The 26,699-nt window shown below is 69.4% G+C and carries 23 protein-coding genes and 5 pseudogenes; 11 read left to right on the top strand and 17 right to left on the bottom strand.

What is annotated here, in order from left to right; translation table 11 throughout:
- Window positions 1-2: 2 nt before the first annotated feature.
- Window positions 3-452: pseudogene (locus tag ABEB00_RS34180) on the top strand (hypothetical protein); the annotation flags it as partial.
- Between the two features lie 166 nt (window positions 453-618).
- Here ABEB00_RS34180 and ABEB00_RS34175 read toward each other — a convergent pair.
- The 8 genes and pseudogenes from ABEB00_RS34175 to ABEB00_RS34145 form a co-directional block, all read right to left on the bottom strand.
- Window positions 619-1,677, bottom strand: coding sequence for a hypothetical protein (locus ABEB00_RS34175; RefSeq protein WP_345624604.1), 1,059 nt, complete (start codon window positions 1,675-1,677; stop codon window positions 619-621).
- Window positions 1,678-1,884: 207 nt separating this feature from the next.
- Window positions 1,885-2,091, bottom strand: a complete 207-nt coding sequence (locus tag ABEB00_RS34170; protein WP_345624650.1) for a helix-turn-helix domain-containing protein — start codon at window positions 2,089-2,091, stop codon at window positions 1,885-1,887.
- A pseudogene (locus ABEB00_RS34165) lies at window positions 2,083-2,229 on the bottom strand (recombinase family protein); the annotation flags it as partial. The gene ABEB00_RS34170 and the pseudogene ABEB00_RS34165, both read right to left, overlap by 9 nt.
- A 43-nt stretch (window positions 2,230-2,272) precedes the next feature.
- Window positions 2,273-2,659: pseudogene (locus ABEB00_RS36170) on the bottom strand (recombinase family protein); the annotation flags it as partial.
- Window positions 2,660-3,625: 966 nt separating this feature from the next.
- The gene (locus ABEB00_RS34160; protein ID WP_345624603.1) at window positions 3,626-3,931 is read right to left on the bottom strand and encodes a hypothetical protein; all 306 of its coding nucleotides are present in this window, start codon (window positions 3,929-3,931) and stop codon (window positions 3,626-3,628) included.
- 48 nt (window positions 3,932-3,979) lie between these two features.
- A complete protein-coding gene (locus ABEB00_RS34155; RefSeq protein WP_345624602.1) occupies window positions 3,980-4,774 on the bottom strand; it encodes a hypothetical protein in 795 nt (264 codons plus the stop codon).
- A pseudogene (locus ABEB00_RS34150) lies at window positions 4,750-5,558 on the bottom strand (IS701 family transposase). The gene ABEB00_RS34155 and the pseudogene ABEB00_RS34150 overlap by 25 nt, the downstream one beginning before the upstream one ends.
- 164 nt (window positions 5,559-5,722) lie before the next feature.
- On the bottom strand, window positions 5,723-6,733 hold the full coding sequence (locus ABEB00_RS34145; protein WP_345624601.1) for a glycoside hydrolase family 113 protein: 1,011 nt from the start codon (window positions 6,731-6,733) through the stop codon (window positions 5,723-5,725).
- 116 nt (window positions 6,734-6,849) lie between these two features.
- Here ABEB00_RS34145 and ABEB00_RS34140 point away from each other — a divergent pair, with 116 nt between their 5' ends.
- Complete coding sequence (locus ABEB00_RS34140; RefSeq protein WP_345624600.1) at window positions 6,850-7,506, top strand: TetR/AcrR family transcriptional regulator; 657 nt, start codon at window positions 6,850-6,852, stop codon at window positions 7,504-7,506.
- 481 nt (window positions 7,507-7,987) lie between these two features.
- Here ABEB00_RS34140 and ABEB00_RS34135 read toward each other — a convergent pair.
- Window positions 7,988-9,172, bottom strand: a pseudogene (locus ABEB00_RS34135) (IS701 family transposase).
- Window positions 9,173-9,332: 160 nt separating this feature from the next.
- A complete protein-coding gene (locus tag ABEB00_RS34125) occupies window positions 9,333-9,752 on the bottom strand; it encodes a winged helix-turn-helix transcriptional regulator (protein ID WP_345624599.1) in 420 nt (139 codons plus the stop codon).
- 85 nt (window positions 9,753-9,837) lie between these two features.
- Between ABEB00_RS34125 and ABEB00_RS34120 the strand changes: the two genes are divergently transcribed.
- Window positions 9,838-10,656: an NAD(P)H-binding protein gene (locus ABEB00_RS34120; RefSeq protein WP_345624598.1), complete on the top strand. Its 819-nt coding sequence runs from the start codon at window positions 9,838-9,840 to the stop codon at window positions 10,654-10,656.
- A 49-nt stretch (window positions 10,657-10,705) separates the two neighbouring features.
- Here the strand turns inward: ABEB00_RS34120 and ABEB00_RS34115 are convergent, their stop codons facing one another.
- The 7 genes from ABEB00_RS34115 to ABEB00_RS34085 form a co-directional block, all read right to left on the bottom strand.
- Window positions 10,706-11,164: a MaoC family dehydratase gene (locus ABEB00_RS34115; protein ID WP_345624597.1), complete on the bottom strand. Its 459-nt coding sequence runs from the start codon at window positions 11,162-11,164 to the stop codon at window positions 10,706-10,708.
- 32 nt (window positions 11,165-11,196) lie between these two features.
- Window positions 11,197-12,741 (bottom strand): acyl-CoA synthetase, encoded by a 1,545-nt coding sequence (locus ABEB00_RS34110; RefSeq protein WP_345624596.1) that lies wholly within the window; start codon window positions 12,739-12,741, stop codon window positions 11,197-11,199.
- Window positions 12,742-12,752: 11 nt separating this feature from the next.
- A complete protein-coding gene (locus ABEB00_RS34105; RefSeq protein ID WP_345624649.1) occupies window positions 12,753-13,625 on the bottom strand; it encodes an amidohydrolase family protein in 873 nt (290 codons plus the stop codon).
- 16 nt (window positions 13,626-13,641) lie between these two features.
- Window positions 13,642-14,553: an SDR family oxidoreductase gene (locus tag ABEB00_RS34100; protein ID WP_345624595.1), complete on the bottom strand. Its 912-nt coding sequence runs from the start codon at window positions 14,551-14,553 to the stop codon at window positions 13,642-13,644.
- 76 nt (window positions 14,554-14,629) lie between these two features.
- Complete coding sequence (locus ABEB00_RS34095; RefSeq protein WP_425586623.1) at window positions 14,630-15,259, bottom strand: hypothetical protein; 630 nt, start codon at window positions 15,257-15,259, stop codon at window positions 14,630-14,632.
- Window positions 15,256-16,620 carry an MFS transporter gene (locus ABEB00_RS34090; RefSeq protein ID WP_345624648.1) on the bottom strand — a complete coding sequence of 455 codons (1,365 nt, stop codon included), beginning with the start codon at window positions 16,618-16,620 and terminating at the stop codon, window positions 15,256-15,258. The genes ABEB00_RS34095 and ABEB00_RS34090 overlap by 4 nt, the downstream gene beginning before the upstream one ends.
- 189 nt (window positions 16,621-16,809) lie before the next feature.
- Window positions 16,810-17,640: a PaaX family transcriptional regulator gene (locus tag ABEB00_RS34085; protein WP_345624594.1), complete on the bottom strand. Its 831-nt coding sequence runs from the start codon at window positions 17,638-17,640 to the stop codon at window positions 16,810-16,812.
- Window positions 17,641-18,155: 515 nt separating this feature from the next.
- Between ABEB00_RS34085 and ABEB00_RS34080 the strand changes: the two genes are divergently transcribed.
- From ABEB00_RS34080 to ABEB00_RS34045, 8 genes are all read left to right on the top strand, one after another.
- Window positions 18,156-18,668: a tellurite resistance TerB family protein gene (locus ABEB00_RS34080; RefSeq protein WP_345624593.1), complete on the top strand. Its 513-nt coding sequence runs from the start codon at window positions 18,156-18,158 to the stop codon at window positions 18,666-18,668.
- 207 nt (window positions 18,669-18,875) lie between these two features.
- The gene (locus tag ABEB00_RS34075) at window positions 18,876-20,255 is read left to right on the top strand and encodes an SUMF1/EgtB/PvdO family nonheme iron enzyme (RefSeq protein WP_345624592.1); all 1,380 of its coding nucleotides are present in this window, start codon (window positions 18,876-18,878) and stop codon (window positions 20,253-20,255) included.
- Entirely contained in the window at window positions 20,252-21,007 is a 756-nt protein-coding gene (locus ABEB00_RS34070) for a class II aldolase/adducin family protein (protein ID WP_345624591.1), read from the top strand. Before ABEB00_RS34075 ends, ABEB00_RS34070 begins: the two co-directional genes overlap by 4 nt.
- A gap of 84 nt (window positions 21,008-21,091) precedes the next feature.
- Entirely contained in the window at window positions 21,092-22,153 is a 1,062-nt protein-coding gene (locus tag ABEB00_RS34065; protein WP_345624590.1) for an LLM class flavin-dependent oxidoreductase, read from the top strand.
- Window positions 22,150-23,436, top strand: a complete 1,287-nt coding sequence (locus tag ABEB00_RS34060) for an aminotransferase-like domain-containing protein (RefSeq protein ID WP_345624589.1) — start codon at window positions 22,150-22,152, stop codon at window positions 23,434-23,436. Before ABEB00_RS34065 ends, ABEB00_RS34060 begins: the two co-directional genes overlap by 4 nt.
- Complete coding sequence (locus ABEB00_RS34055) at window positions 23,433-23,990, top strand: pyridoxamine 5-phosphate oxidase (protein ID WP_345624588.1); 558 nt, start codon at window positions 23,433-23,435, stop codon at window positions 23,988-23,990. Before ABEB00_RS34060 ends, ABEB00_RS34055 begins: the two co-directional genes overlap by 4 nt.
- On the top strand, window positions 23,947-25,338 hold the full coding sequence (locus ABEB00_RS34050) for an aminotransferase family protein (protein ID WP_345624587.1): 1,392 nt from the start codon (window positions 23,947-23,949) through the stop codon (window positions 25,336-25,338). Before ABEB00_RS34055 ends, ABEB00_RS34050 begins: the two co-directional genes overlap by 44 nt.
- A gap of 23 nt (window positions 25,339-25,361) precedes the next feature.
- Complete coding sequence (locus tag ABEB00_RS34045) at window positions 25,362-26,585, top strand: cytochrome P450 (protein WP_345624586.1); 1,224 nt, start codon at window positions 25,362-25,364, stop codon at window positions 26,583-26,585.
- The last annotated feature ends 114 nt before the right edge of the window (window positions 26,586-26,699 follow it).

Raw genomic sequence — 26,699 nt, 5'->3', positions numbered from 1 at the left:
CCGTGGAGCACGCCTGCCCCCACCGCGTGGATCACGACCTGTCCCATCGTCCTGCCGACAAGCGGGCAGGTTTTGCCCGGTGGCTGGCGTCGAAGGAGTGCACCGACTGCTGGAAGGCGGCGCGTGACGCCGACTCCGAGTCCCGGGAGGAGTGGCTCGCGGCAAAGCGTGCCGCGGAGCAGGAGGCGGCCGTCGCGTGGGCGAAGCAGTTCGACGTGCCGCGGCTGGAGGGTCCGGAGAGGGCCCTGGACTGGGGCGAGCGCTCCCGTCACCAGTTGATGATCGCCGCGCACACCGTGCTCGTCGGGGAGGGCACGTGGGACGAGGCGGACTGGGCGGAGCTGGAGGAGAAGGCCCGTGCCGTCACCCGTGCCGGGTGGTGGATCGACCAGCGTGACGCCGAGGGCTCTGACCTGCTGGAACTCCTCGACGCGGCGAGTGAGGCGGACCGTCGTCAGACCGGCATGAGGCTGGGCTGCCACCCAAGGGACGGATCAAGAAGAGCAAGCCCAGGACAGTCCAACCTGGTCCTTCACGTGCGGTTACCTGCTGACACGAAGCGACTAGTCCAGGGCAAGCCACCGACGCGGGCCCGGACGACGACCACCTTGGCGAAGTTTAGGAACGGCCGACGGCGATATTAGGGGGCTCGCCGAGCAGCGCCTGCTGGGCACGGGTGACAACCGTCTTGCTGAGGGCGTTGAGGGTGTCGAGATCAACCTCGCTCCCGTGTTCGTTCATGACGTAGACGCTGAACATGACAGTCCCGCAGCGGACGACGCTCCGAGCCTGCGCTCTGTCCACACCGTCGACGGCACTGATCCCGGGATAGGCCACGCTGAACAAGGCTGATTCCCAGCCGTAGGAGGACAACGTTTCTTGCGTCACGCCGCTGGGCGGATTGTTGGCCTCCTCCGCCTTCATACCGAGGTACCCCTCGGCGGCGGCATCAAGGCTGGAATACGTCACGACCTCGATGCGCACCTTGTCGAAACCGGCCGCTTCTCCCGGGTCGTACCACGCCGTCCAGCTCAGCAGCGAGTCCTTGCAGATATAGTGAAGCGTTCCATCCTTCTCAGTGCCCACACGGTCGTTTCGGCACGTGTCCTTCTGCGGCGAACCGCTGGCGAAAGTCCATGCGTCCGGCAGACTCTCAGGACCGGGAAGGATTTGCTTCGCCAAGACCGCGTCGCGCACTACCTGGACGGACGCGCCACCGGACGGCGACGGTGCCGAAGAAGGGCCGGAGGACGCCGCGCGGGGACTTCGCGGAGAATTTCCGCTGGATGCCCCGGGAGAGTCGGGGCCGGCAATCACCTGCGCCCCGCCGTATGCGGCCAGGGCCAGCAGCGTGAGCAGCAGCGCGGCGGCTGCGGTGAGGGATGCGCGAGCACTCCGGGTGTTGTTGATCGTCAGCGGGCCCAGCGAGATCTGGCTCCGCCGCACCTTGCTGCTGGCGCCGATGACGATGCTGTCCCTGTACGAGTGGCTGATCGTGTTGACGGGGGGAGCAGCCACAGACGGTCCAGCCAATGCCGCCGCCACGCGGTCCTGGAACTCAGGGTCGGCCGCGATTGCCTCGCGGATCGCCTCCTGGAGCCCCAGTGCCGCCGCAGGATCCGCTGGGGCGACGTTTACCCTGGCCAGAGCGGCCCGGCCCTCGTCCGAAGTGCCCAACCGCGCCCGTATTACGTCTCCTAGCGCTCGGCCTGCCTCGGTCCCTGCCCCTGTCGCCACAGCGGTCAGTACCTGTACAGCCGATAACGCCATGTTGCCCGCTGCGTCCATGCCCCCCCGTGTCCGGACCCTGAGACAACCACGGCAGCCGCCAGCCGCGCTAGGTGATCTGGAGCCATGCCGCCCGTTTCGGACGACACGGGAGTGTCAGTGGTCGGCGACATGGGGTGTGGCAGTGGTGGCGGCTTCGTCGTACGCGGCCAGTGTCCGGTAGAGGGTGGAGCGGCCGACGCCGAGGTGCCGGGCGATCGAGGTGACGGATTCCTTCGCGTCGCGGCGCCGGAGGGCGACGGCGAGCTGGTCGCCGTCGACGGCGGGCGGGCGGCCGCCGTGGTTGCCGTTCGCGGCGGCAATGTCGAGGCCGATCAGGGTCCGTTCGTGGATGAACTCCCGCTCGACCTCCGCCATCGCGGCGAACACCACGAAGAGGACCTTGCCGGCGCCCTGCGGGTCGTAGATGCCGGACAGCGGGCCGCTGAGGATCTCCAGGCGGTGGTCGCGTTCGGTGAGGTCCCTGTGCGGAGGTGATGAGCTCGATCATGTTGCCGCCGAGCCGGTCGAGCATGGTGACGGTGAGGGTGTCGGCCGGGCGAAGGTCGGCGAGCGCCGCGTTGTACTCGGGGCGGATCTTCTCCCGGCTGCCGATCTTGTCGACGTAGATACGGACGCAGTCGGCCTTCTTCAGGAGGCGGACCTGCCCGGCAAGGTCCTGGCCCTTGCTGGAGACCCGGGCGTACCCGATGCGGTCGCCGGCCCGCGCGAGGAGTACGGCGTCGAGGCCGGGTTCGGGGCCGGGCTGCCAGGTGCGGCCGGGGCCGCGTGCGGCGGGGATACGGACGCGGGCCCGGACTTGAGCGAGGGGATCTTGCCGTAGCGGCCGGTGTGGTGGTCGACGGCGACGACGCGGGGCTCCGCCCGGCACACCGACCCGGGCGGAGCCCCGCGCCGTGGGCACGGCTCGCGTTCGATCAGCTCCGCGCGCGCGAGCTCGTCAGGCCGTTGTCCACGTGTTCCCCCTCCGCCCGTCCGCCCGATGCGGGCTGTCCCGAATACCCGTCCCGCTTCTCCGTGGCGCCTACCGCAGACGTCCAAATGCTAGATCTTGGACTTGATCAAAGTTCGCAGCACTTTGGACTCCCAGAAGACGGGCTCCCCGCCAGCTTTCTGCAGGTCAGGGGCGTCCTTCACTGTACATCGGCATGTCTTCGACTCGAAGACTTTCTAGAACATCGTGCGTCGTGGCGAGCAGGCTTCTCACCTGCGCGATCTGCACGAAGCAGCCTGTCGGGAAGCCATCAACCGGGAGCATGTACGGAAGAATGCCCCGGTCCAATGCTGATTGGATGCTGACTTACCTGATGTACCATCAGGTAAGTTGAGAGGTCCAGAACAAGGTGCGAACTGGGGTCAGCGGCGGTGAGGTAGAGGACCAGGGCCGGCCAGCACGCTCCTCCACCACACGACCGAGCGCTTCCGCGTCATTTCCCCTCTTCGCCATGTCCAAGGCGCATGACAAAGTCTCGGATGACGACGGTTGCGGGTGCCCGTTCGGCCAGGACTTCCAGCAGATCGGGGCGGAGGAGAGGTCCAGCGCGACGAAACCATCGCTGACTTGTGCAAAAGGCTCCGCGAGGCCACCGCCAGGGCGACAGAGCCGCAGGGCAAGCTCGACGCGCTCGCCACGGCGAACCTCCACTACGAAAACCTTGAGCTGAAGAAGAAGACGTCCGTCCAAGGACAGCCCCGCATCGCCGTCCTGGCTGCGTCGGACCCTGGCTGGAGTAACTCCGCGGGTGGGACGTCCACTGAGCCGAAACCCATCCCCCAGTGGAATGCCGAGAGGCCGGGCTCTGGGGAGAGCACAGCCTCTCGGGTGATGACGTGGCGCCTACCAGTAGGTACGCGTGATCTTGTCAGGCAGTTGCCCCTGCCGCTCCCCTTCCTGGAAGATCGCCGATGCCACAATCAGGAAAGCGCGGCTGAGCTTCGGTTCCGGGTCGGAATTTTCCACATTCCCGACTTTTTTGTCGAGGAGCATGTCGCCGAGGATTATTCCCTCCAGTGTGCAGGGTCGGGCGACTGATCCCTCCGGGTCGATCAGGATGTTCCCGGTGACACCTTCTGCAGTTTCCCAGGCGTAGACAGATCCCGCTTCGAGAGAGGCGGTCTTCCTACACGTCAGTGATGCTGTCACGGGCATTTCCACCAGTTCGCTCGCGCCAGGGGTTCGATCACCGGAATCCTATACCGTCCGCTGCGGGCGCATGCTCGTCCCAGGTGTGGCCGGCGTCCAGGGTCGCCTGATGGGCGCGGCGATAGTTCTGGTCGCCGTGCTGACGCATCCAGTTCGACTCGTACAGTTCATGCGCGAGCAGATCGAAATCGCTGGATACGAATCTCCGTTCTGGAGGCGTTCCCAGGCCCTGGCGATACGCGGATTGGCATCGAATCGCATCATTCCCGCGTCGAGCTGATGGGATTCGACGAACAGGTGGTTGTAGATCTGATTGATGTCGGCTGCGGAATAGCCGTGCGACGCCGCGGTATGAGCCACCCGGTCGAGCTGGGCGTCGGCGCGGATCGCGCCATAAGCGTGGTCCGCCCATTCCAGCTCGCAGTTCATCTCGCTGCGCGGCCGCCGGAAGGACGAACCACCGGACTGCAGCTCCCGCTCCGTGGCCACCGCAGTCCGCCGCCACCCGGTCAGCCCGCCGACGCCGGTGAGGGCCAGCTGCTGGGCGAGTTCGTCGGCGGTCTCTGCGTACAGGTCGGCGAGCGCGTCGCAGCCCTGCTGCCGAAGCATGTACTCGGCGCGGTAGAGCCCGTAGGCGGGCCGGTCGGGGAGGTACTTGTCGATGAACGCGCCCGCGCCGCCGTTCTCACCGGTGAACGCGTCCTCCAAGTCCCCGAGGAACACGAACGGCGACTTGGCGACGTCCACGAAGGCGTCGCCGAAGATGCCGAGCGCTTCGCCAAGGCTGTCGACTCGGTCGTTGTTCGGGTCGTCTGGGGTCAGACCGCTGGGGTCGGTGAGCACGCTGGGCACGTTGTCGGCGTAGGCGTACGCGGAGACGTAGGCCGTCGACTGGTCGCGGCGGGGTCGGACCGGGTGAAGCGGCCGGTGGCGGTGTTGTACTGGCGGGCGTGGAGGTCGAGATGTCGGTGACGTCGACAGGGGAGCCCTGGGTTGTCGTGGTGGTAGTAGAAGTCCAGGCTGCCCAGCGCGCCAACGACGGCCTGGGTGGAGGTGGGCTGGCCGAGCGGGTCGTAGCGGTAGGACAACACGTAGCCGATGCCGGCGCCTTCCAAGAACTCGCGCAACTCCCGGCTGCGTCCGTACACCTCGTCCCCGGTTGCCCACTCCGGTCTGATCCCAGCGGCCAGCGCCCGTTTCGCCTGCGCGAGGGCGAGCGCCGGCTTGGTGGCGAATGCGTGCTCCTTAGGGAAATACGCCGTCGCCATCCGCGCCGGATCGGCGAACCAGTCGGCCTGCACGTACAGGTCCCGGTCGATGAGGGCGTGGCCCCGCTTGGTCGCGTACGTCGTGTACACCGCGACGATCACGTTTTCGACCCGGCCCATCGTGCCGGAATACTGCCGCCCACGGCCGCGGTCTTCGTCCCCTTCTTCGCCTGCCCCGTCTCGTCGAAGATCAGGACGCCGCCGTCGGCGCCGAGGTGCCGGGTCAGGAACGCGCGCACCACGTCTCTCGCGGCGTCCTCCTCCCAGCAGGCGCGTTCGAGCAGGTGGGGCAGGCGATACGGCCGGTCCAGGCCGACTGCCTCCGCGATCGACCAGCAGTTGCCCGCAACGCCCGGCATCAGTAACCCGCGTAGGTACAACACGCCGTTGGCCGGCAGGTCGCGGCGGCGGTAGACCGGCGCGAGGTCTGCGGCGAGTTCGGCGAATACCTCTTCCATTTGCTCGGGATCTGCACTGCCGCGCAGTGCAGATCCCGAGCCGTGGTCACCGTGTGCGGGGCCTGTCACCTCCGATACCGCTGCGCCACTGCCGCGAAGGCGGCCTTGGGTTCCCATTCCATGTCGGGGTAGGTCTGCCCCCGGCGCCCTTCGAGGAGTTTGACGATGCCCAGGCCGGCCCGGTCCAGATCGTCCCTGGGGTCGCCGTCCGGGCGGTGCGGGTAGCCAGGCAAGGCGAACAAGAACACGAACGCGCTGTCCACGCCCTCGGTCTCGAAGATCTCCAGCAGTTCGCTCAGATATGCGGCCTGGCCGGCCTCGTCACGCTCGTACATACCGTTCAGTCGTACAGGGGCCTTGGTCTCTGGGTCGTGCTCGACCACTTCCAGTACCCGCCCACCGCGGTCTCCCGCGCCGCGGTAGGCCGCAGTGCCGAACCCGGTGATAGCGAGCGGCTTCGGGCCTTGGGCCAGGGTGCGCACCGCGTCCCGGAACCGGTCGGCGACCTCGGCGGAACGGATCAGCTCGAACGTCACCATGTCGAAGGGAGTCCAGTCGACCTGCTCGAACTGGATACATGCGTAGGTGAGTTTGCCCTGGAAGCGCTCGCGGACCGTGGCCGTGGCGTCGCGGAGGAATGCGTTGATGCGCACGCCAAGCTCGCGCATCGCTTCGGCCCGCCGCTCGGGTTGGCTCATCAGCTGCTCGACCCGCTCCTCGGGGCTCTCTCCGGGCAGGAACCCGCGGTTCATCACGCTCAGCTCGACCCCTGCGACGAACACGACTGTGGCCCCCTGCTGCCGGAGCCGTTCCGCTCGCTCGGCGCAGTCGCGGAAGAGCGTGAGGATCTGCTCCGGATCCAGCTCCAGCGGATAGGGCGAGACCCAGACCTCCAGGCCGAGCTCGGCGGCGGCACCGGCGGCCAACTCCAGTCGGTCCGGGTCGCCGCCGATGATCTGGACCGCGTTGCAGTGCAGGTCGTCGCGGATGATGGCAAGCTCGCGCCGGACCACTGCGGGGTCGAAGTGCTCGCGGGATATCTGGCCGTGCACGACAAATCCGGTGTCGTAGGTCATTCCTCTTGCTCGCATGGTGACGTCCTCTCCGTCGGTCTCGGTCGGGTCGAAGCTGACAGCAAAAGTGCGTGCACGCAAGTTTGCGCACACGCATCTCTGTGTGGAACGCTGACACCGTGACGACACCACCACCAGGGCTGCGGGAGCGAAAGAAGCAGGCCACGCGTGAGGCGCTACGCGAGGCGGCCTTGCGCCTGGCCGTGGAGCGCGGGCCGGACCAGGTGCGGGTCGAGGACATCGCCGAGGCGGCCGGGGTCTCGCCGCGCACCTACAACAACTACTTCGCCAGCCGTGAGCAGGCGATCGTCTCCGCTGTTACCGCGGACCGGGAGGCGCGGATCGCGGCGGCGGTCGTGGCCCGGCCCGCAGGAGTGCGCCTGGCTGACGCCGTCACCGAAGCAGTGGTCGAGCAGTACACGAACACCGGTGAGCGCGAACACGAGGCACTGCTGCTGATCACCACCCGGATCGCGCTGCGCGACGCGTTCCTCGACACCACCGCCGGCATCGAGCCCCCTCTCACGGCGGTGATCGCCGAACGCCTAGGTGACGCCGGAGCGCACACAGCCCGCGTTCTCGCGGCGAGCGTGGCCGCGGCGGTTCGCATCGCATTGGAAGGCTGGTTCCAGCCGACCGGACACGCGGGGGCCGCCGGGAGTTTCGGCGCCGGAGGACTGGTCGTGCCCTCCGGCTCACTGCCCGACCAACTCTGCGCGGCACTGGCCCCGCTCGCGCCCGCGTTCGACGCCGCCGAGCGACGCACCCAGCCGTGAAGTCGACCCAACTGGGGCATCCGCTGGGCAAACAGTAGATCCGGAACGTACCGATGCACCCGGCCGTCATCATCCTCGTTAGCCGATCGAACGTAGATGACGCTGTGTCAGATCGCGATATACGACTGTAGTACTAGGGAGTGCCCGGCCTGCGGCTCCCAGGGGTGGGTGGCTGGCGATGTGAGTGCCGTCCACGTCTACGACGGCGGCCAAGTCACAGTCTCACCGAAGGAGGTTTTACTCGACCCCTATGGGTTTCACTGCGCAGCGTGCGACCTCGAAGTGGGCACCAAGCTTCTCATGCACATGGGCGACCTAGTACTGCAACGGTGCTTGTTCTGAGTGCTGGGCAGTTCTCAGGGGCTGTGTCCGCGTCGTTTGTAGTGACTCAGGCGGGCTTGATATTGGCGTCGCCGACGCCACGTTGACCATCGCGGAATGTGCTCGACCGGTGCTGGCCGGCGGTCGGTGAGGCGGTGGATCAGGCGTCGGATTTCGGCGAGGCTGAGGTGGATGAGCGGGGAGGATCCGTTTCTGCTTTGTCCGTGTCCAGCTAACGGGCGCGCGGGACGGTCAGGCAGGCGTGGGCGGCCATGGCCAGGGTCATGTGGCGGTGCCAGCCGGGGTAGCGGCGGACCTGGTAGTCGTCCAGGCCGCATTCCCGCTTGGCGGTCTGGAAGCATTCCTCGACTGCCCAGCGGCTTCCCGCGATGCGGATCAGCTCGTCCAGGGTCGTGTCGGCGGGGCAGCAGGCGATGTAGTAGGAGATCTCTTCGGGCCTGCTGACGCCGCGGCGGGCGAGAACCCAGTGCCGGCGGTCCTCCCGGCGCCAGGGCCTCACTTCGACGCGGGCCCAGTCGAAGATCCTCCGGCCGTGTGCTCCTTCACCGCAGGAACGGCGCTTCCATTTCTGCCGTGGCAGGCCGGGAAACAGGTCGTGGACGGGGTGGTCGATGGACCAGCGGGTGACGACCGTGTCGTGCCGGGTGGTGGCCATGAGGTGGAAGACGTCCGCCTGCTCCAGCTCGAACCGCCAGCCCTTGCCGTAGCCGTAGACGGCGTCCGCCGTCACCCACCTGAACGGGACCTTGTCGGCGATGGCCCGGCGGACCATCGCCTTGGCCATGGCCGCCTTCGTCTCGAAGGCGACGCTGTCGTCGATGCCGACCCGGCGGCAGCGGTCCCGGTCGTCCGTCCAGGAGGTGGGCAGATACAGACGGCGGTCGATCAGAGTGCCTCCGCGGCCGGTGGCGTAGGCGAGGAACACACCGATCTGGCTGTCCTCGGTGCGGCCGGCGGTTCCGGAGTACTGCCTTTGCACGCCGGCCGAGCGGATGCCCTACTTGAGAAACCCGGTGTCATCGACGATCAGGACGGCGTCCCGGTCTCCGAGGTGTTCCACCACGTAGGCGCGTACGTCGTCCAGGACCTCGTCGGCCTCCCACTCGATCCGGTCCAGCAGCCGGTGGACGCGATCGGGGCCCGCGTGACCGGCCTCCTCCGCCAGCGTCCAGCCGTTCCTCCGCTCCAGCGGCGCAACCAGCCCCCGCATATGAGCAAGCGCCGACTGACGCGGCTCCTCCCGGTTGAACCGGTGCACGAACCGCTCATGCAGTACGTCCAGCTTTCCGGCCCACAACCTGACTTCAGCAAGGTCCCCACCCATAACCACACCAACGAACGAACTGGCCAGCAGTCACGGCAAGCACCGTTGCAGTACTGAAGTGAACCACCGCGCCGCGAACCGGCGATGGACCTGGACGCGTTCGCCGCGCTGGTCCACCGGGAGTCTGCGGCGAGCCGGACCGTTGTCCCGGACTACCGCATCACCTACGGCGGATCTCGTTGTCGGGGTGCTCGCTGTCGTAGGTGTCACGGGCGCGGGCGATGTGGGCCCGGTGTTCGAGCGACCAGTCGGCGAGTGCCTTGACGAGGTGGGTCAGGCTCGCGCCCGTCTCTGTGAGCCGGTAGTCGACCTGGGCCGGCACGGTCGGATACACGGTCCGAAGGACCAGGCCGTCGCGCTCCAGCCGACGCACCGTAAGCGTCAGCATGCGCTGGGAGATCCCGTCAATGGCGCGCTGAAGCTGCCGGAAGCGGCATGGACCGTTGGCGAGTTCGACGATGACGAGGACCGACCACTTGTCACCGACCCGGTCGAGGACGTCACGGATCCCGCAGTCGGGGTGGTCCCGCTGTCCGCAAGGTTCGAGTTCAGCGGTTACCTCGGTGTGCGTCGCTGACACGAAACTGCCTCCTTGTGGGTCGGTCCGGGCCGGTCGAAGATCACCGTAGTCACTGAAGAGAACCACGGTAGGAGACAGAACCACAATGATCATGGTGACCGGCGCGACCGGACAGCTCGCCTCCCGTACGCTCCAGGAGTTGGCAGAGCGCCACCTGCCCGCCCTGGGCGGCAGTCGATCACCTGCGGAAGGGCAGCGGCTGCTCGACTTCGACGACGCCACGAGCCTCGACCTCACCGGCGTTTCCACGCTGGTCCTCGTCTCGGCCGGCTACGCCGAGGACGACCAGGTCATCACCCGGCACCGGACGGCTCTGGATGCCGCGGTGCGCGATGGCGTGAGCCACATGGTCTACACCAGCCTGACCGGCGACGGTGACCATCTCGGCTTCGCGCTCGCCCATCGCGCCACCGAGCAGTTGATCAAGGCCAGTGGACTCGGATGGACGGTCTTGCGCAACGGGCTCTACGCTGAACTCTTCGGGGCACTCCTGACCTGGACGGATGACGGCGTGGAATCCGCGTTCGGCGACGGGGCGCTCGCCGCTGTGGCACGGGCGGACCTGGCGGCGGCCGCAGCCGTCGTGGCCAGTGATCCGACCGCGCACGTCGGCCGGACCTACGACCTGGTCGGCGAACCGATCACCGCCGCCGGCATCGCCGAATCCCTCGGGGTCACGCACCGGACCATGGGGCTCGGGGAATACCGGTCCCGGCTCCTCGCCGACGACACGCTACTGCCGTTCCAGCCGCCGATGCTCGCCTCGATCGCGACCGGCGTACGCCACGGGTTCCTCAGCACCACCGGCCCCGACCTCGCTCGACTACTCGGCCGACCGCTCACCGACCCGCTCACCGTCGCCACGGACGCCGCGGCCGCGATGCGCCCTCTTTCCACGCGGTGACAACGTCAGCGTTCGAGCAGGGGGCCGTACTTGTCCAGCCTCAGCTCCGTCAGGCGTAGTGCCGGTAGACGGCCTGTGCCACGCAGGCGGGCTTGGCGCTGCCCTCGACCTCGACGGTGAACGTCAACCGCATCTGTACGCCGTTGCCCTTGACCTCCCCGACCGAGTCGACCGCACCGTGCAGGCGGATCTTCGCGCCGACGGGCACGGGGCTCGGGAAGCGGACCTTCTCCAGGCCGTAGTTGACGCTCATGGACATGCCTCGGATCTCCAGGAGATCACCGAACAGGGGGATGATCAGCGAGAGAGTGAGGTATCCGTGGGCGACGGGTCCGCCGAACGGGCTTTGCTTCGCCTTCTCCGGGTCGGTGTGGATCCACTGGTGGTCTCCGGTGGCGTCGGCGAAGATGTTCACACGCTCCTGCGTGATCTCCAGCCAGTCGGTGCGGCCGAGGTCGCGGCCGGCGAGGGCGGTGAGCCCGTCGATGCCCTGGGCGCTGGTCGACATGGGGTTCTGCCTTTCGAGAGGTGCGGAAGTGTTCAGGGGCGGGTGGGTTCGGCGGGCAGGGGCGGGTAGGTCTCCCGCACGGCCGGTTTCATGATCTTTCCCGAGGCCGTTCGGGGCAGGGCGTCGGCGAAGACGACCGTCTTGGGGATCTTGTACTTGGCGAGCCGGTCCCGCAGGTGAGCGATGATCCGCTGGTCGTCGGCGCGGGCGCCGGGGGCGAGGACGACGACCGCGTGGCCGACTTCGCCCCACCCGGGGTCCGGCACTCCGACGACCGCGCATTCACGGACGGACGGATGGCTCAGCAACGCGTTCTCCACCTCGGCCGGATAGACGTTCTCCCCGCCGGAGACGAACATGTCCTTGACCCGGTCGACGATGTAGGCGTAACCGTCCTCGTCCGTCCGCGCGACGTCGCCCGTGCGCAGCCAGCCGTCGTCGGTGAAAGCGGCCGCCGTGGCCGCGGGGCGGCCCCAGTAGCCGGTCATCACGTTCGGACCCTGGACGAGGATTTCGCCGCTCTCCCCCGGTCCGGCGGCCCGGCCGTCGATCAGCGTCACACGGGTGTCGGTGAAGAAGTGCGGCACCCCGGCGGAACCCGCCTTGGCCGCGGTCTGCTCCCGGTCCAGGAAGAGCACACCGGGGGACGCCTCGGTCATGCCGTACCCCTGGCTGAAGGCCAGTCCCCGGGCGAGGTAGGTGTCGATGGTGCGCGCGGGCACGGGTGCGCCGCCGCAGTTGACGGAGCGCAGGCTGGACAGATCGGTTCGTGGCCATCGCGGGTGGGCGGACATCGCGTCGTACATCGTGGGCACGCCGAACATGTACGTCACCCGCCGGCTCTCGACGGTCGCCAGGACGTGCCCGGCGTCGAACGCCTCCAGCAGCACCACCCGGCCGCCTTTGAGCAGGGTCGGCAGACAGGTCATGTTGAGCCCGGCGGTGTGGAACAGCGGAGCGACCACCAGGGTGACCTCGTCAGCGCTCAAGTCGGTGTCCACGAGGACGTTGACGCTGTTCCAGGTGATGTTGGCGTGGGAGAGCACGGCCCCCTTGGGCCGGCCCGTGGTCCCGGAGGTGTACATGATGATGCAGGGATCGTCAGGGCCGACGGGTTCGTCCAGCGGCCCGGACGTGGCGCCCGTGAGCAGTTCCTCGTAGCCGAGGGCGCCGGCCCCGGCCGCACCGAGGGTGACGCGGTGGCGGACGTTCGTACCCGGGCCGGCCGCCGTGGCCGTTTCGGTGTGCCCGGCGCTGTGCACCAGAACGGTGCTGCCCGAGTCGGCGAGGTGGTACGCGAACTCCGGAACGGCCAGGCGCGTGTTGAGCGGTACGAAGACGGCGCCGAGGGCTCCGGTCGCGAACAGCGTCTCCAGGAAGGCCGGGTGGTTGGGGCCCAGGTAGGCGACGCGGTCGCCGCGGGCCACCCCGAGGGAGCGCAGCGCGTGGGCCAGGCGCCGTACCCGCTCGTCCAGTTCCCGGTAGGTGAACTCCGTGTCCTGGTGGACGAGTGCCGTGCGCTCGGGGGTCTTGCGGGCCCGGCGGGCGGGCCAGGAGCCGATGCCTTGGTTCAACACGGCGTTCCCCCTCAGTCCTTGAGCAGGCCCAGCAGGCGGGCGGCGTTGTCCTTGAGGATCTTGGGCCGGACCTCGGGCTTGATGTCGAGCTTCTCGAAGTCCGCGAGCCACCGGTCGGGGGTGATGACCGGGTAGTCGGAGCCGAAGAGCACCTTGTCCTTGAGCAGCGAGTTGGCGTACCGCACCAGTTGCGGCGGGAAGTACTTCGGTGACCAGCCCGACAGGTCGATGTAGACGTGCGGCTTGTGCGTCGCGACGGCCAGCGCCTCGTCCTGCCAGGGGAAGGAGGGGTGCGCCAGGATGACGCGCAGCTCCGGGAAGTCCACCGCGACGTCGTCGACGAGCAGGGGGTTGGAGTACTTCAGCCGGATGCCGCCGCCGCCCGGCACCCCGGCCCCGATGCCGGTCTGGCCGGTGTGGAACAGCGCGGGTACACCGAGTTCCTCGATCGCCTCGTAGAGCGGGTACGCCATCCGGTCCCCGGGCGAGAACGCCTGGATGCTGGGGTGGAACTTGAACCCGCGTACCCCGTGCTCCGCCACCAGCCGACGGGCCTCCCGGACGCCCGCCCGGCCCTTGTGCGGGTCGACGCTGGCGAACGGGACGAGCACGTCGCAGTGGGCGGCGCAGCTCTCGGCGATCTCCTCGTTGGAGATCCGCGGATGGCCGGTGGCGTGCTCGGCGTCCACGGTGAACACCACGGCCGCCATCCGGCGATCCCGGTAGTACGCGGCCATCTCGTCGATGGTCGGCTGCCGGTGCCCGTGCGCCTTGAAGTACTCCTCGGAGGCGCCGAACAGCTCCGGGCTCAGCGCGCCGTGCCCGGATTTGGAGACCTCGGCGTGGGTGTGGACGTCGATCGCGGTCAGGGTGGTGACATCGATGGCCGGGTCGCTCATCTCATGCCTCCGGAGCCTTGGGGGCGGGAATGCCGTACGTCTCGGGCTCGGCACCGACGCCGTCGTGCCACCGCTCGGCGATGGTGTCGGCGCTCCAGCCGCCGTCGGCGAAGGCGACCGCCTTCTCCGCGGGGTGGGACCACAGGGCAAGGCGGTCACCGCCGATGCCGATGGCCTGGCCCGTGACGTCCTTGGCGGCGTCCGAGGCGAGGAAGGTGAGGAGACCCGCCACGTCCTCCACGGTGCCGAGGCCCTCGTCCCTGCGCAGCCGGTCCGGCAGCGGGGAGCCGCTGCGCTCGGCTTCCTCGATGACGGCGGCGAAGGCGGGAATGGTCTTGGTCATCTCGGTGGCCGCGACCGGGACGACGGCGTTCACGGTGATGCCGGCCCGGGACAGTTCCATCGCCCAGGTGCGGGCCATGGCCACGATCCCGGCCTTGGCGGCGGCGTAGTTGGTCTGCCCGAAGTTGCCGCGCTGGCCGGCGGGTGAGGAGATCAGGACGAGGCGGCCGCCCGTCCCCTGCTCCCGCATCCGGACCGCGGCGGCGCGGGCGCAGGTGAAGGTGCCGCGCAGATGGACCTTGACGACGGCGTCGAAGTCGTCGTCGGTCATCTTCCACAGCACCCGGTCGCGCAGGATGCCGGCGTTGGTGACCATGACGTCCAGGTGCCCGAACTCCCGCACCGCCGTCTCGGTCAGCCGCTCGGCGGCCTCGCTGTCGCCGACGGCCACCACGACACCGACCGCCTTGCCGCCGGCCGAAGTGAGGGCGTCGACCGCGGCGTCGACCACGGCCGCGTCGACGTCGTTGACCACTACGGAGGCTCCGGCCGCGGCGAGGGCCCGGGCGTAGGCGAATCCCAGTCCGCGCCCGCTCCCGGTGACGACGGCGACTTTTCCGTCCAGATGCATGACTGTGCCCCTTCCTGTGTGCTGTGGTGCCGACAGGTCTCTCACTTTCCTGTGTGCTGTGGTGCCGACAGGTCTCTCACTCAGCTCGGAGGGCGTACGACGGCAGTACTCCCGGATGGGGCTTCTCGTCGCCGACGGGTCTACCGGACCTGTCACCGACGGGCGTTCCTACGCCTGGGCGAGCGGGTGACCGCTGCCCGCCGCCGCGGCCGCGCGCCGGTAGGCGCTCTCGGCGGGCACGGGGATCAGTGCCGTCACCGGTGGTGTGGAGGGTGAGCTGCGGGTAGGTGAGCCGGCCGGAGAAGACGCCGGTGTCCCGCATCCAGCGGACCGCCGTGCGGTCGGCGGAGATCCGATCCACACCGGGCGCGAGCAGTGTCCTGAGCGTGAACACGGGGTCCAGGGTGCTGTTCCAGTCGGCGACGCCGCCCTGGAGCAGTCCGCGCATCGACAGGGAGCCGAGGAGGTCGTCCCGGGTGGGCGTGCCGGGCGCGTTCTGGGCGGGGTCGGGCCAGCCGGTCGCACGGTAGCCGTGGCTGTGGAGCAGGACCGTGCCGTTCCAGGCGGCGGGTACGTCCATCAGGTACGTCGCGCCGGACGGGAGCCGGCCCTCGACGTGCGCGTCGCCGTCCGCCGCCGCGGCCTGCGCGGGGAGGGTGCCGGCACCGAGCAGGGCCAGGGCGGCCAGGAGGTGTCGGGCCTTCAACGGGGGGTCCCTTCGGAGGCCGGGGTGACGACGGGCGGGGCGGGCTGGAGGGCGTCGGCGCGGGTCTCGCGCAGCCGCCACACGGTGAGCGCGGTGACCGCCGCGCCACCGCACAGCAGCAGCGAGACCGGTGTGCTGCCGCCGCCGGACGAGGCGAGCAGGCTGCTCGCGATCAGCGGGGAGAAGCCGGCGCCGATCAGCGTCGCGCCCTGGTAGCCCAGGGAGGCGCCGGTGTAGCGGACACGGGTGCCGAACATCTCGGTGAGCAGGGCGCCGAGCGGCGCGTACATCGTGGACTGGGCGATGCCGTGACCGAGTACCAGGGCGAGGATCAGCAGGCCGGGAGAGCCCGAGTCCACCAGCGCGAGCACCGGGAAGGCGAGCGCCGCCGAGGCGACCGCCCCGGCCAGCACCACCGGGCGCCGGCCGACCCGGTCGGACAGCGCGGAGGCGGCGGGCAGCACCAGCAGCGCCGCGCAGGAGGCGAGGGTCACCGCCCAGAGGACCTGCGGCCGGCTGTACCCGTGGTCGACGGCGTAGGAGATCATGAAGCCGGTCAGCAGCGACTGGGCGGTGAACGCGCCGATGCCGACGCCCGCCGCGCGCAGCACCGGCAACGGCCGGCGCGCCACCTCCAGGAGGGGCGGCCGGCCGGCCGGCGCCCGTTCCGCCCGGACGAACAGCGGGCTCTCGGCGACCTTCAGCCGCACGAACAGGCCGACGGCGAGCAGCACGATGCTGAGCAGGAACGGGATCCGCCACCCCCAGGAGCGGAAATCGTCGTCGGGCAGCGCGGAGACCAGGGCGACCACGCCCGCCGACAGCACCGAGCCGAGCGGGGCGCCGAGTTGGGTGGAGCTGGACCACAGGCCGCGCCGGGAGCCCCGGGTGCGCTCGGCGTGCTCGACCACCATCAGGGTCGCGCCGCCCCACTCGCCGCCGATGGCGAGGCCCTGCACCACGCGCAGGGCGACGAGCAGGACGGGCGCCCACACGCCGATCGCGTCGTAGGTGGGCAGCAGGCCGATGAGGAAGCTGCCGCAGCCCATCAGGACCATGGTCAGCAGCAGCATCGACCTGCGGCCGACCCGGTCGCCGAAGTGACCGAAGACGATGCCGCCCAGCGGACGGGCCACATAGCCGGCGGCGAAGGTGCCGAAGGCCGCGATCGTGCCCACCGCGGGGTCGGCGCCGGGGAAGAACAGGTCGCCGAAGACGAGCGCGGCGAGCGTTCCGTAGACGAGGAAGTCGTAGAACTCCACGGTGGTGCCGAGCAGGCCCGAGAGAGCCACCCGGCGCAACTGCCGTATGTCCGACGATGGTTGACGTGAGGAAGGGGTGAGGGAGGGGGACGGCTGCACGAGAGGCTCCTGAGGGCTGGTGCCGATGCCGATGCCGATGCCCGTGAAGGTAGGCATTAACATCACGCCCGTCAATCATTCGCACAACATCGAGTGCTCGTCCTCCGCGCCGGTCCCCCGCGCCCGCCCTCAAGGAGATACGGCGGCAGGCCGCGCAGGAGCTTTCCCGCTGCGAAGACGGACCCGGCTCTACGCCTGGCCTTGACGAACGGGTACGAGGTCCAGGAGGCGTCCGGCGGCGGCGTCGACGAGCGGGGCGAGCCGGTCGTACACCGTCCGAAACGTCCTCTCGGCCACGTCGGCCGGCCAGTCGTCCGGCAGGTGCCTGACCGGCAGCCGCGGGTCGTGCCTGATGATCCGCAGCCACTCCGTCTGCATCAGCAGCCGCAGGGCGAGCGCGTCGTCGACGTCCGGCAGGCTTGTCTCCCACCGCGCCCAGCGGCGCACGAACGTCTCATAGCGCGCCGCGAGTCCGGACAGGTTCCAGGTCTCCTCGATCATCGAGCCGACGTCGGTGCCGTCGTCGGCGTGCGCGCGGAACACCTTGACGTGCGCGGCGACCCCGAGTTCGGCCACCAGATCCGAGACGTCGACTTCACCCGGTGCGATCCACAGTCCGTTGAACAGTGGGCCGAAGCCGGTCCAGTTCAGTTTCGAGCGCAGGTCGTGTCGTCGGCGCTGCTGGGAATCCGGGAGCGAGAAGCCGAGCAGGGTCCAGGTGCCGTCCCAGTGCCGGTTGACCGCTCCGGTCTGCCAGATGCGCCGCTCGCCGTCTTGCAGGATGGCCGCGGAGTGCTCCGTCAGTCCGAAGTACATCCGGCGCCCCTCGCGCTGGCGGCGAAGCAGGCCACGCGCCACCATGCGGGTCAGGGTGGACCGCGTGGCCTGCTCGCCGACGCCGGCCCGGGCGAAGACGTCGATCACGCTGCCGGAGTACACGCAGACGTCCCGCCCGAGCACCTGGTCGCCCAGGAACGTCAGCATCAGCGACTGCGGCCGCAGCGGCTCTTCCGTGGTCACGCGGCCCACCGTACGCCTGGGATGATCAGGACGTCAGCCCGCGATCTCCTGTTACGCGGGGACACGGCCGGTGGGCACCCCGCACTCATACGGACACTCTCGGTCTGGTGCCGGTCGTCCTGGTCACCGCCGCGAACGTGCACGACACGACCGGCCCGATCATGCCCCTTTATCTCTTAATCACTCGATTTGACGAACTCTCTCAAGGGGTTCAGGAACGCTTCCAGCGGCTTCCACCTGCGTCTTCGCTTCGCGGCGGCGTATGCCGGGCCTCTTGATCCGGTCCCTGAACCGCCTAGGCTTCATGAAGCGACGAACTCGCCGGGTTTTCACACCACTTGACCCCCGAACCATCCCTCCACAGCGACAGCGGTCATTGATGAAGTGCGCGACCTGATCGGGTGGGTCCGGGCTTCCGGGGGCGAGGTGAAGCCCAAGGTGTGTGCTGTTCGACGGGCCTCGTACCGATGTCCGACCGCTCCGTACCTCCAGTGACCCAGAAAGGTCTACCTCTCATGTCCCTCACCAGTGAGCGTCCTTCAGCCCTCGGGCTTACTTGGATCTTCCAGGAGTTCTGGGGCTTCAAGAACCCTCCCACCATCACCGACTTCGAAGCGTACGGCAAGGCCCTGCTCATCTGTGCCGGCGGTGACGGCGATCTGGCCTCGGCGGAGCGGGAGTACGCGATCGGCCTGATCGCCGGTATGCACGGTCCGGACGAGGTCGTCGAGACGCTCAAGACCTACGGCGGCGAGGATGACCTGCGGGCCGTCCTGAGCAACGCCGAGGGGGCCCGCGAGTCGGGCGGGTGCCTGGTCTACGACACCATCCGCGTGTCGGCCGCCGACGGGGTCCTGGCTCCGGGTGAGCTGGACAAGATCCACGAGGTCGCCGACCTGCTGTCGGTGCCTCGCGAGAACGTCGCGCAGATGGTGAGGATTCACCAGCAGGAGCAGGAGCTGCGCGACCAGCGGTTCAAGCTCTGCTTCCCCGACGCGGCGAACCGTCCGTTCGCTCCGGTGTCCTGACATCCGGCCGTGACCGGTGGCAGAGCATGAGGACAGGTGAGGGGGTGACGCAGATGAACGCCGAGGACTTCCTGGGCTCCCGCGAGGCGGGTGAAGCCAAGACCAAGTGGTGACTCCGGTTCGCTGAACCGGAGTCACCGTGCGGGTCCCGCCGGGGGCACCCCGGAGGGGCCCGCACTGCCCATTCTCACTGAGGACGGCGACATCATGCAGTACAGCTTGCCGGACGCTTCCGTGCTCGCGGCGCTCGGGCCCGATGCCTACGCTCAACGGCTGGAACTCCTGGAGAAGGAGCTGGCCGGCCGGCCCGGACAGCACGGCCTGGCCGAGCTGCTCGCCTCGGCCGTGACCGGCCACGGCGACTGGAACGTACGCCGGTTGTGCGTGGAAGCCCTTGCCGCACGTTTCGGGGAGGACCCTGAGGCCAGGAAGGCGATCTGCGCGGCGACCCATGACGATGTCGACTGGGTCGCGTTCACCGCCATCAAGGTCATCGGTGCGCTGAAGATGCCCGAGGCGGCGAAGGACCTCATCCGTATTTCCGGCTGGCCCAGCAACTTCAGCCGCCCCGGGTACAGTCGGAAGCCGGTCGGTTGCGGAGCGGCGTTCACCAAGCGGGCTCTGTGGGAGATCTTCGACTCGCGGGACCCGGACCGGCTGCGGGAGCTGGAGGACGAGCTTTTCGCCCCGCTGCACCGCGAAGTGGCTGCCGCACGCCGTGAACCCCAGGTGGCGGATGCGGTGCCGGTGCCCGGAGGGCCGTTCATCGCGGGTGCCCGCAAGGAGACGACCGGAGCGTTCCAGATGGACGACACGGACAACCCGATGCGTGTCGTGGAGCTGCCGCCCTTCTACATCGACCGGTGCGCGGTGACCAACGAGCGGTATGCGCGCTTTCTCGACCAGGCCCATGGCACGCGGACGTGGGCACATCCGGATCAGCCGGAGGACAAGGACTACACCCCGGCTCACTGGCGCGACCCGCGTTTCAACGACCCGTCCTTCCCTGTGGTCGGCGTCGACTGGTACGACGCATGGGCCTTCGCGCGCTGGGCGGGAGGCCGGCTGCCCAGCGAGGACCAGTGGGAGATGGCCGCGCGGGGCAAGGACGGCCGCCGCTTTCCCTGGGGGGAGGAGTGGGACCCCGGCCGCGCGCGGGGCATCGGAACGGCATACCCGGAGCCCGCCCCCCGCAACCTCGAAGAACTCGAACAACTCCTCGTCCGCACCTCACTGACCTGGCCTCCCGAACCCGTGCTGCCGGCCGACTCGCTGCCGGGGGGAGCCAGCCCGTACGGGGCACTGAACATGTCCGGCAATGTCTGGGAGATCACCCGGACCAACTTCTTCACCCGCGAGGACATGAATCCCTTCTTCGCGGGACGCAAAAGCGCCGACTTCATGAACCGGCCGGAAGCCTTCCACGTCCTGCGGGGCGGTACCTGGACCTCACCACCGGTGTGTATGACCACCTACTACCGCGGCAAGGACCTGCTGACCGACCGGCACAACGAGGTCGGCTTCCGCTGCGTCTACGACATTCCCGCCCAGAACACGGACGCCGACCACGACGGAGCCGCCGTATGACCGCCCCCGCCATCGACCGGAGCGAGGACGCACAGCACGGCACCGCCGCCGAGGACGACACGGAGACCAAGCGCAGGCTCGTGACCGCGCTGCGCACCCTTGGAGCCCTCGGGTTCAGCCACGGCCTGGCCGGCTACTTCAGCGCCGTCGACCCCCGCAGGCCGGACCACTACTGGGTCAACGCGCTCGGCGTGGACTTCACCCAGACCCGGACCGAGGACCTGCTGCTCGTCGGCCCCGAGGGGCAGGTCGTATCGGGCCGGGGCACGCTCAACCCTTCCGTGGACGCCCTGCACGGCGAGCTGCACCGAGCCCGCCCGGACCTGAAGGCATTCGTCCACACCCACTCCCGCTACGGCAAAGCATGGTCCACACTTGCCCGTCCCCTGGACCCGATCACGCAGGACGCGTGCCTGCTGTACGGCAGGCACGCCGTGTTCGAGGACTTCGGGGGCCCGGTGACCGAACGTCAGGAAGGCAGGGCCATCGCTGCCACCCTGGGCGCGGGGGTGGGCGTCATCCTGCCCAGCCACGGCTTCGTCACGGGCGGCCGGTCCGTCCCCGAGGCGGCCTGGCTGCACGTGGCCATGGAGCGTGCCGCCGAGGTACAGCTCCTCGCGGAAGCCGTCGGCACCCCCCGGATGATCCCTGACGCCATCGCCCGCGCCACCGGCGACCTGCTGGGCCGGCAGAAGTACACCGAGCAGGCGTTCAACAATCTCAGTCTGTCTTCGCACACCACCTGCCCGTGACCCCACGCAGTACCCGGTCGTCCGCGGATTCCCTTCGCCGGGACGCCGCGGCCGACGGGGCGTGCCCCGACCGTACGGACCTTCGTGAAGATCGGCCTCAACTTCCTGCCCACCCTCGCCCCGGACGAGATCCCGGCCTCCGAGTACTACGCCGACTGCATCGCCCTGTGCGAGCAGGCCGACCGCCTCGGATTCGCCCACGCCAAGGCCGTGGAACACTACTTCCATCCTTGGGGCGGCTACAGCCCCGACCCGGTGACCTTCCTGGCCGCCGTCGCCCAGCGCACCACCCGGCTTCGCCTGGTCACCGGAGCGTGTGTCCCGGCCTTCACCCACCCCGTGAAGCTCGCGGCCTCGCTCGCCATGCTCGACAACCTCTCCGGGGGCCGACTCGACGCCGGATTCGGCAGGGCCTTCCTGCCCACCGAGTTCTCGGCGTTCGACGTTCCCCTCACCGAGAGCAAGTCCCGCATGCGCGAAGGCGTCAGCGCCATCCAGAAGCTCTGGACGGACTCCGGGTTCCGGTGGGAAGGCACCCACCACTCCTTCGGACCGCTGCCCCCTCTGCTGCCGCGCCCCGTACAGACACCCCACCCGCCGGTGCTGATCGCCGCCACCGCCTCCGAGGACTCCTTCCAGTGGGCCGGTGAACAGGGCCACCACCTGATGATCATCCCCGTTGTGGCCAGCCATGAGCGGCTGGCGGAACTCCTGCGGACGTACCGCACCGCCCGCACCGCCCACGGCCACGCGGGCGAACCCAAACTGCACGTCAGCTACCACGCCTACCTCGCAGAGGACCACCAAGCCGCCCTGCACGAGGCCGAGGCCCACTTCGACGCCTACCGCGAGAAGCAACTGGAGGCGTACGCGAGTTGGCGGGGCATCAGCAGCGAGCAGTACCCCGGCTACGAACTCATGGAATCCGCCGTCCGGTCCACCACCTTCGAAGACCTCCTCAAAGCCGGGAACGTCATCGTGGGCGACCCCGACGCCGCGATCCAGGCTCTGAACAGGGTCGCGGACCGCTACCCGGGAGGCGAGGTCAGCCTGCACATCCGGTTCGGGGGGATCAGCCGGACGCAGGCGGCCCGCACGGTGAACCTCCTGGGGCACAAGGTCCTCCCCGCGGTGGCTCACCGATGACCGCCGACACCCCGCCCCGAGGGGCCGGCGCCGACCGGAGCTGGCGCATCTCGGACCGGGCCGCCGGCTGCGGCCCCTCCGCGATCGCGGACGCCCTCGCCATGGCCGCGCGCAGCCGGGCCATCAGTCTCGCGGCGGGCTCGCCCGCCCCTGAGGCACTGATGGACGAAGAACTCCACGATGTCGTGGGCCAGGCGCTGAGCCGGGCCCCGCACGCACTCCAGTACACCGACCCGGCCGGGCTGCCGGACCTGCGTGCCTGGATCGCGGAGGACGAATCCCGTCGTACGGAACGGACCTGGCACACCGAACAGGTCATCGTCACCCATGGTTCGCAGCAGGGACTGGACCTGGTGTGCCGGGCGCTGCTGAACCCCGGCGACACGGTGGTGGTCGACCGGCCCGCCTACAGCGGCGCTCTGCAGATCCTCGGCACGTACGGCGCGAGGATCCTCCCCGCACCCCTCACTGCCGACCCTGAGCTGGAGAGCCTCGCCCGGCTGCTGGAGCGTCACGCCCCGGTCCGGATGCTCCATGTGGTGCCCACCTTCGCCAACCCCAGCGGCGCCACACTCACCGAACACCAGCGTGCCCGCCTGGCCGATCTCGCCGACCGGTACGGCTGCGTCGTCGTGGAGGACGACCCCTACCACGAACTGCACTTCGGCACCCCACCACCGTGCATGCCTCTCACCGGCCTCTGCCGACGCACCGTCCGCCTCGGCAGCTTCTCCAAGACCTTCTTCCCCGGCGCGCGCACCGGCTACCTGCTCGCTCCCGAACCGCTGCGCCCGGTACTGACCAGGCTCAAGGAAGCCACCGACCTGGGCAACTCCGCGCTGCTCCAGAGCATCCTGCACACCACTCTGACCACCAATGATCTGCCCGCCCGCCGCTACCAGCGGCTCAGAACCCTCTACCGGGGGCGCAGGGACACCTTCACCGCCGCCCTGCGCCGGCACGGTGACGGGCTGCTCACCTTCACCGAACCGCAGGGCGGATTCTTCGTCTGGGCCACGCTCAATGACGGCACCGACGCCGGGCACCTCCTGCGCCGTGCCCTCGCGCACCAGGTCGCCTTCGTGCCAGGGGCGGCCTTCCACACAGAGGGCGAAGGTGCGCACAACTTGCGGCTGTCGTACTCCGCAGCCCCCCACGACCTTCTGGAAGAGGGCTGTGCCAGGCTCGCCCGTGCCATCCGGGACGTCCGGTCCCCGCGCTCCGAGGACGCGGACGGTGAACCCCTCGCCGCGCCCGTAGGCGCACCAGGAGCATCCCCGTGAGGGCCGCCGTCACCCTGCCGGTGGGGCCGGACGGGATCCAGCGGGCCCGGGAAGCGCCCTTCGACCCGGATGCCTTCCTCGCCCGGCCGCTGGTGGCCCGCCTCGCCACCCAGCCCCTGGTCCTCCAGCCCGTCTGGTACCTGTGGGAGGACGCCGAGTTCTGGGTGATCACGGGATCGTGGTCCACCCTGTCCCGCCGGCTCACCGCCGACTCCGCCTTCAGCCTGGTGGTGGACGAGTGCGACCTGGCCACCGGACGCACCCGCCAGATCGTCGCGCGGGGCACCGGTGCGGTCACGACGGGCGACCCCGGCCGGGCCCGCCGCAAGCTCACCCGCTACCTCGGCCCCGACGAGACCCAATGGGACCCCCGCTTCCTGCCGGGCCCCGACCTCTCATGGGCCCGCCTCACTCCCCACACCCTCCGCGTGGCCGACCTGTCCTTCCACGTGCACACGCCCCCGAACCCGCCTTCCCCAGGAAGGCCGCACGACCTCCAAGGAGGCCCACATGTCCCTGCCGAACGCACCACACCGCACCTGGGAGGAGCGTGACCGCTCCCACCTGCTCCACCCCTTCCTGCCCGACTCCCAGCAGCGTCGCGTCGTCATGGTGGAAGGGGAGGGCTGCGTCCTGCGGGACGCGACGGGCCGGGAGTACCTCGACGCCACCGCGGGAATGTGGCTCTGCCAGGTCGGACACGGACGCACCGAGATCGCCGAGGCCGCCGCCCGCCAGATGAGCAGGCTGGAGTACTCCACGGCCTTCTGGGACTTCACCCACGACCGCGCGATCAGCCTGGCGGAGCGACTGGTGGGACTGGCCCACCCCGCAACCGGCCGGGCTTTCTTCACCAGCGGCGGCTCCGAAGGAACCGAGACCGCACTGCGCATGGCACGCAACTTCCACCACCGGCGCGGCGCCCCCGACCGCACCTGGGTCCTCACCCGTACCCGCGCCTACCACGGCGCCGGCTACGCCAGCGGGGAACTCTCGGACTTCCCGGCCTACACCAGCGGCTTCGGCCCGCAGCCCGGACACGTCCACCGCCTCACCGCCCCCTACCCCTACGCGCACGCCCGCTCCGGGGCCGACGGCCCCGAGGACGTCACCGAATTCTGCCTGCGCGAGCTGGAGGAGGCGATCCACCGCATCGGACCCCACCGCATCGCCGCCCTCATCGGTGAACCGGTACTCGCCCTGGGCGGCATGGTCGCCCCGCCGACCGACTACTGGCCCCGCGTGGCGGAACTGCTCCGCGCCCACGGCATCCTGCTCATCATGGACGAGGTGGTGACCGCCTTCGGCCGCACGGGAAGCTGGTACAGCGCCGGGCAGATGGGGGTGCAGCCGGACCTCACCGTCCTGTCCAAGGGACTGACCAGCGGCTACTTCCCGCTCGGCGCGGTCCTCCTCACCCGGCGGATCGCCGATGTACTCGGCGCCGGTGACGGCTTCCCCGTCGGCCACACCTACTCCGCGCACCCCACCGGCTGCGCGGTCGCCGAAGCCAACCTCGACATCATCGAACGCGAACACCTGCTGGACGCCGCCGGTGCGATCGGAGCCAGGCTCGCCACCGCGCTCGCTCCCCTGGAAGCGCTACCCCTCGTCGGCGAGGTCAGGCAGCACGGCCTGATGATCGGCGTCGAAGTGGTGGCCGACAAGGCCCTCGGCCGCCCGCTGCCCCACGGGACGTACGCCCTCGCGGACCTCATCAGGGACCGGACCGGTGTCCTGGTCCGCGGCGGCCCCCGGTCCCTCACCCTCGCGCCGCCCCTGGTCATGACCCCCGAGCAGGCCGACCACGTCGGCACCGCCCTGTTCGACGTCCTGTCCGGCCACCCCGCCCCCGCGTCCGGCGAACCCGCCCCCGTGCCCGCCCCCGTACAGGCCCGTTGACCCGCTCGCCCCAGGAACCCGACATGCCCCAGCAGACCTGCCCCTACCGCTTTCCCCTCCCCCGGGTCCCGGCCGCGGAACCGCCGGCGGCCTACGCCGAATTCCGCGCCCGGAACCCGGTGGTCCCCGTCGTCATGCCCAGCGGCGACACCGCCTACCTGATCACCCGGTACGAGGACGCCCGCCTTGTCCTCACCGACCCCCGGTACTCCCGACGCCTGGAGCTGGCGGGACTCGAACTCGGCACCATCGGCCTCGCCGAACACCTCCTGCTCTCCACCCTCTCCAACATGGACCGTCCGGAGCACACCCGGCTGAGAAGGGCGGTCGCACCGGAGTTCACCACGGAACGGGTGGAGCGGCTGGCCCCACGCATGCAGGAGGTCACCGACCAGTTCCTCTCCCGGATCACGGCCATGCAGCCGCCGATCGACCTCATGACCACCCTGTGCGACCGGCTGCCGGCCGCCATCCTGCTCACCTACCTGGGCATCCCGTTCGACGACACCGACGACCTGCTGCACTGGACGAAAGTCCTCACCGACCTGAGCGGCCACACCCAACAGGAAGTGGACGAGGCCAGGGCCGCACTGCACACCCACCTCAAAGGTGTCATCCAGGAACGCCTGCGCAACCCCGGTGACGACGTCCTCACCGCCCTCGCCCAGCGGTGCCATACCGACCGGCGCATCAGCGAACTCGAACTCGAAGCCCTCGTGATGTTCCTGCTCATCGGGGGCCTGCACACCGTCGTCTACCAGCTCGGCCTCTGCGTCGTCGCGCTGCTGCGCGACCCCGACCGCATTCCCGAGCTCGTCGCGGCGGCCGACCCCGGCCCCGCTGTCGAGGAACTCCTCCGCTACACCAACGCTGTCGAATCAAGCCTGTTGCGCATCACCACGGAAGACGTCGTCGTCGCGGGAGTACCCATTCCTGCCGGCAGTCCCGTACTGTCCGCCATCCCGTCGGCCAACCGCGACCCGCGGCGGTTTCCCCACCCGGACACCCTCGACTTCCACCGCCCGGACACCGCCCACCTCACCTTCGGCGTGGGCATGCACCGCTGCCTGGGCGCACCCATCTCACGCCTCATGCTCGCCATCGCACTCCCGGCCGTCTTCCGACGACTGCCGCATCTCCGCCTCGCCGTACCCGAGAGCGAGCTGCGCTGGCGGCCCGACAGACTGCTCACTGGCTACGAAAGCATCTCCGTCACCTGGGGCGAACCGACCAGGATCAGCGAGTAGCCGAGGATCAAGGCCCATGCACCGGAGCGACTGATCCCATCCCGTGCTGCGGCACCGCTGAGGCCGCAGCACGGGATGGGGCTCTGCGCTCGCCTGGGTGAGCGCGTTCACCTC

It is taken from the genome of Streptomyces ziwulingensis, from assembly GCF_039542605.1.
In the GTDB taxonomy this organism is placed as follows: domain Bacteria; phylum Actinomycetota; class Actinomycetes; order Streptomycetales; family Streptomycetaceae; genus Streptomyces; species Streptomyces ziwulingensis.
Note: the sequence above shows the minus strand (reverse complement) of the source record. Positions and strands in the feature narration are given on the sequence as shown.

Excerpts from the sequence above, each read along its gene's own strand:
- ABEB00_RS34145 (WP_345624601.1), bottom strand. The coding sequence starts at position 6,733 with ATGACCTACGACACCGGATTTGTCGTGCACGGCCAGATATCCCGCGAG.
- ABEB00_RS34120 (WP_345624598.1), top strand. The coding sequence starts at position 9,838 with ATGATCATGGTGACCGGCGCGACCGGACAGCTCGCCTCCCGTACGCTC.
- ABEB00_RS34115 (WP_345624597.1), bottom strand. The coding sequence starts at position 11,164 with ATGTCGACCAGCGCCCAGGGCATCGACGGGCTCACCGCCCTCGCCGGC.
- ABEB00_RS34100 (WP_345624595.1), bottom strand. The coding sequence starts at position 14,553 with ATGCATCTGGACGGAAAAGTCGCCGTCGTCACCGGGAGCGGGCGCGGA.
- ABEB00_RS34080 (WP_345624593.1), top strand. The coding sequence starts at position 18,156 with ATGTCCCTCACCAGTGAGCGTCCTTCAGCCCTCGGGCTTACTTGGATC.
- ABEB00_RS34075 (WP_345624592.1), top strand. The coding sequence starts at position 18,876 with ATGCAGTACAGCTTGCCGGACGCTTCCGTGCTCGCGGCGCTCGGGCCC.
- ABEB00_RS34070 (WP_345624591.1), top strand. The coding sequence starts at position 20,252 with ATGACCGCCCCCGCCATCGACCGGAGCGAGGACGCACAGCACGGCACC.
- ABEB00_RS34060 (WP_345624589.1), top strand. The coding sequence starts at position 22,150 with ATGACCGCCGACACCCCGCCCCGAGGGGCCGGCGCCGACCGGAGCTGG.
- ABEB00_RS34050 (WP_345624587.1), top strand. The coding sequence starts at position 23,947 with ATGTCCCTGCCGAACGCACCACACCGCACCTGGGAGGAGCGTGACCGC.
- ABEB00_RS34045 (WP_345624586.1), top strand. The coding sequence starts at position 25,362 with ATGCCCCAGCAGACCTGCCCCTACCGCTTTCCCCTCCCCCGGGTCCCG.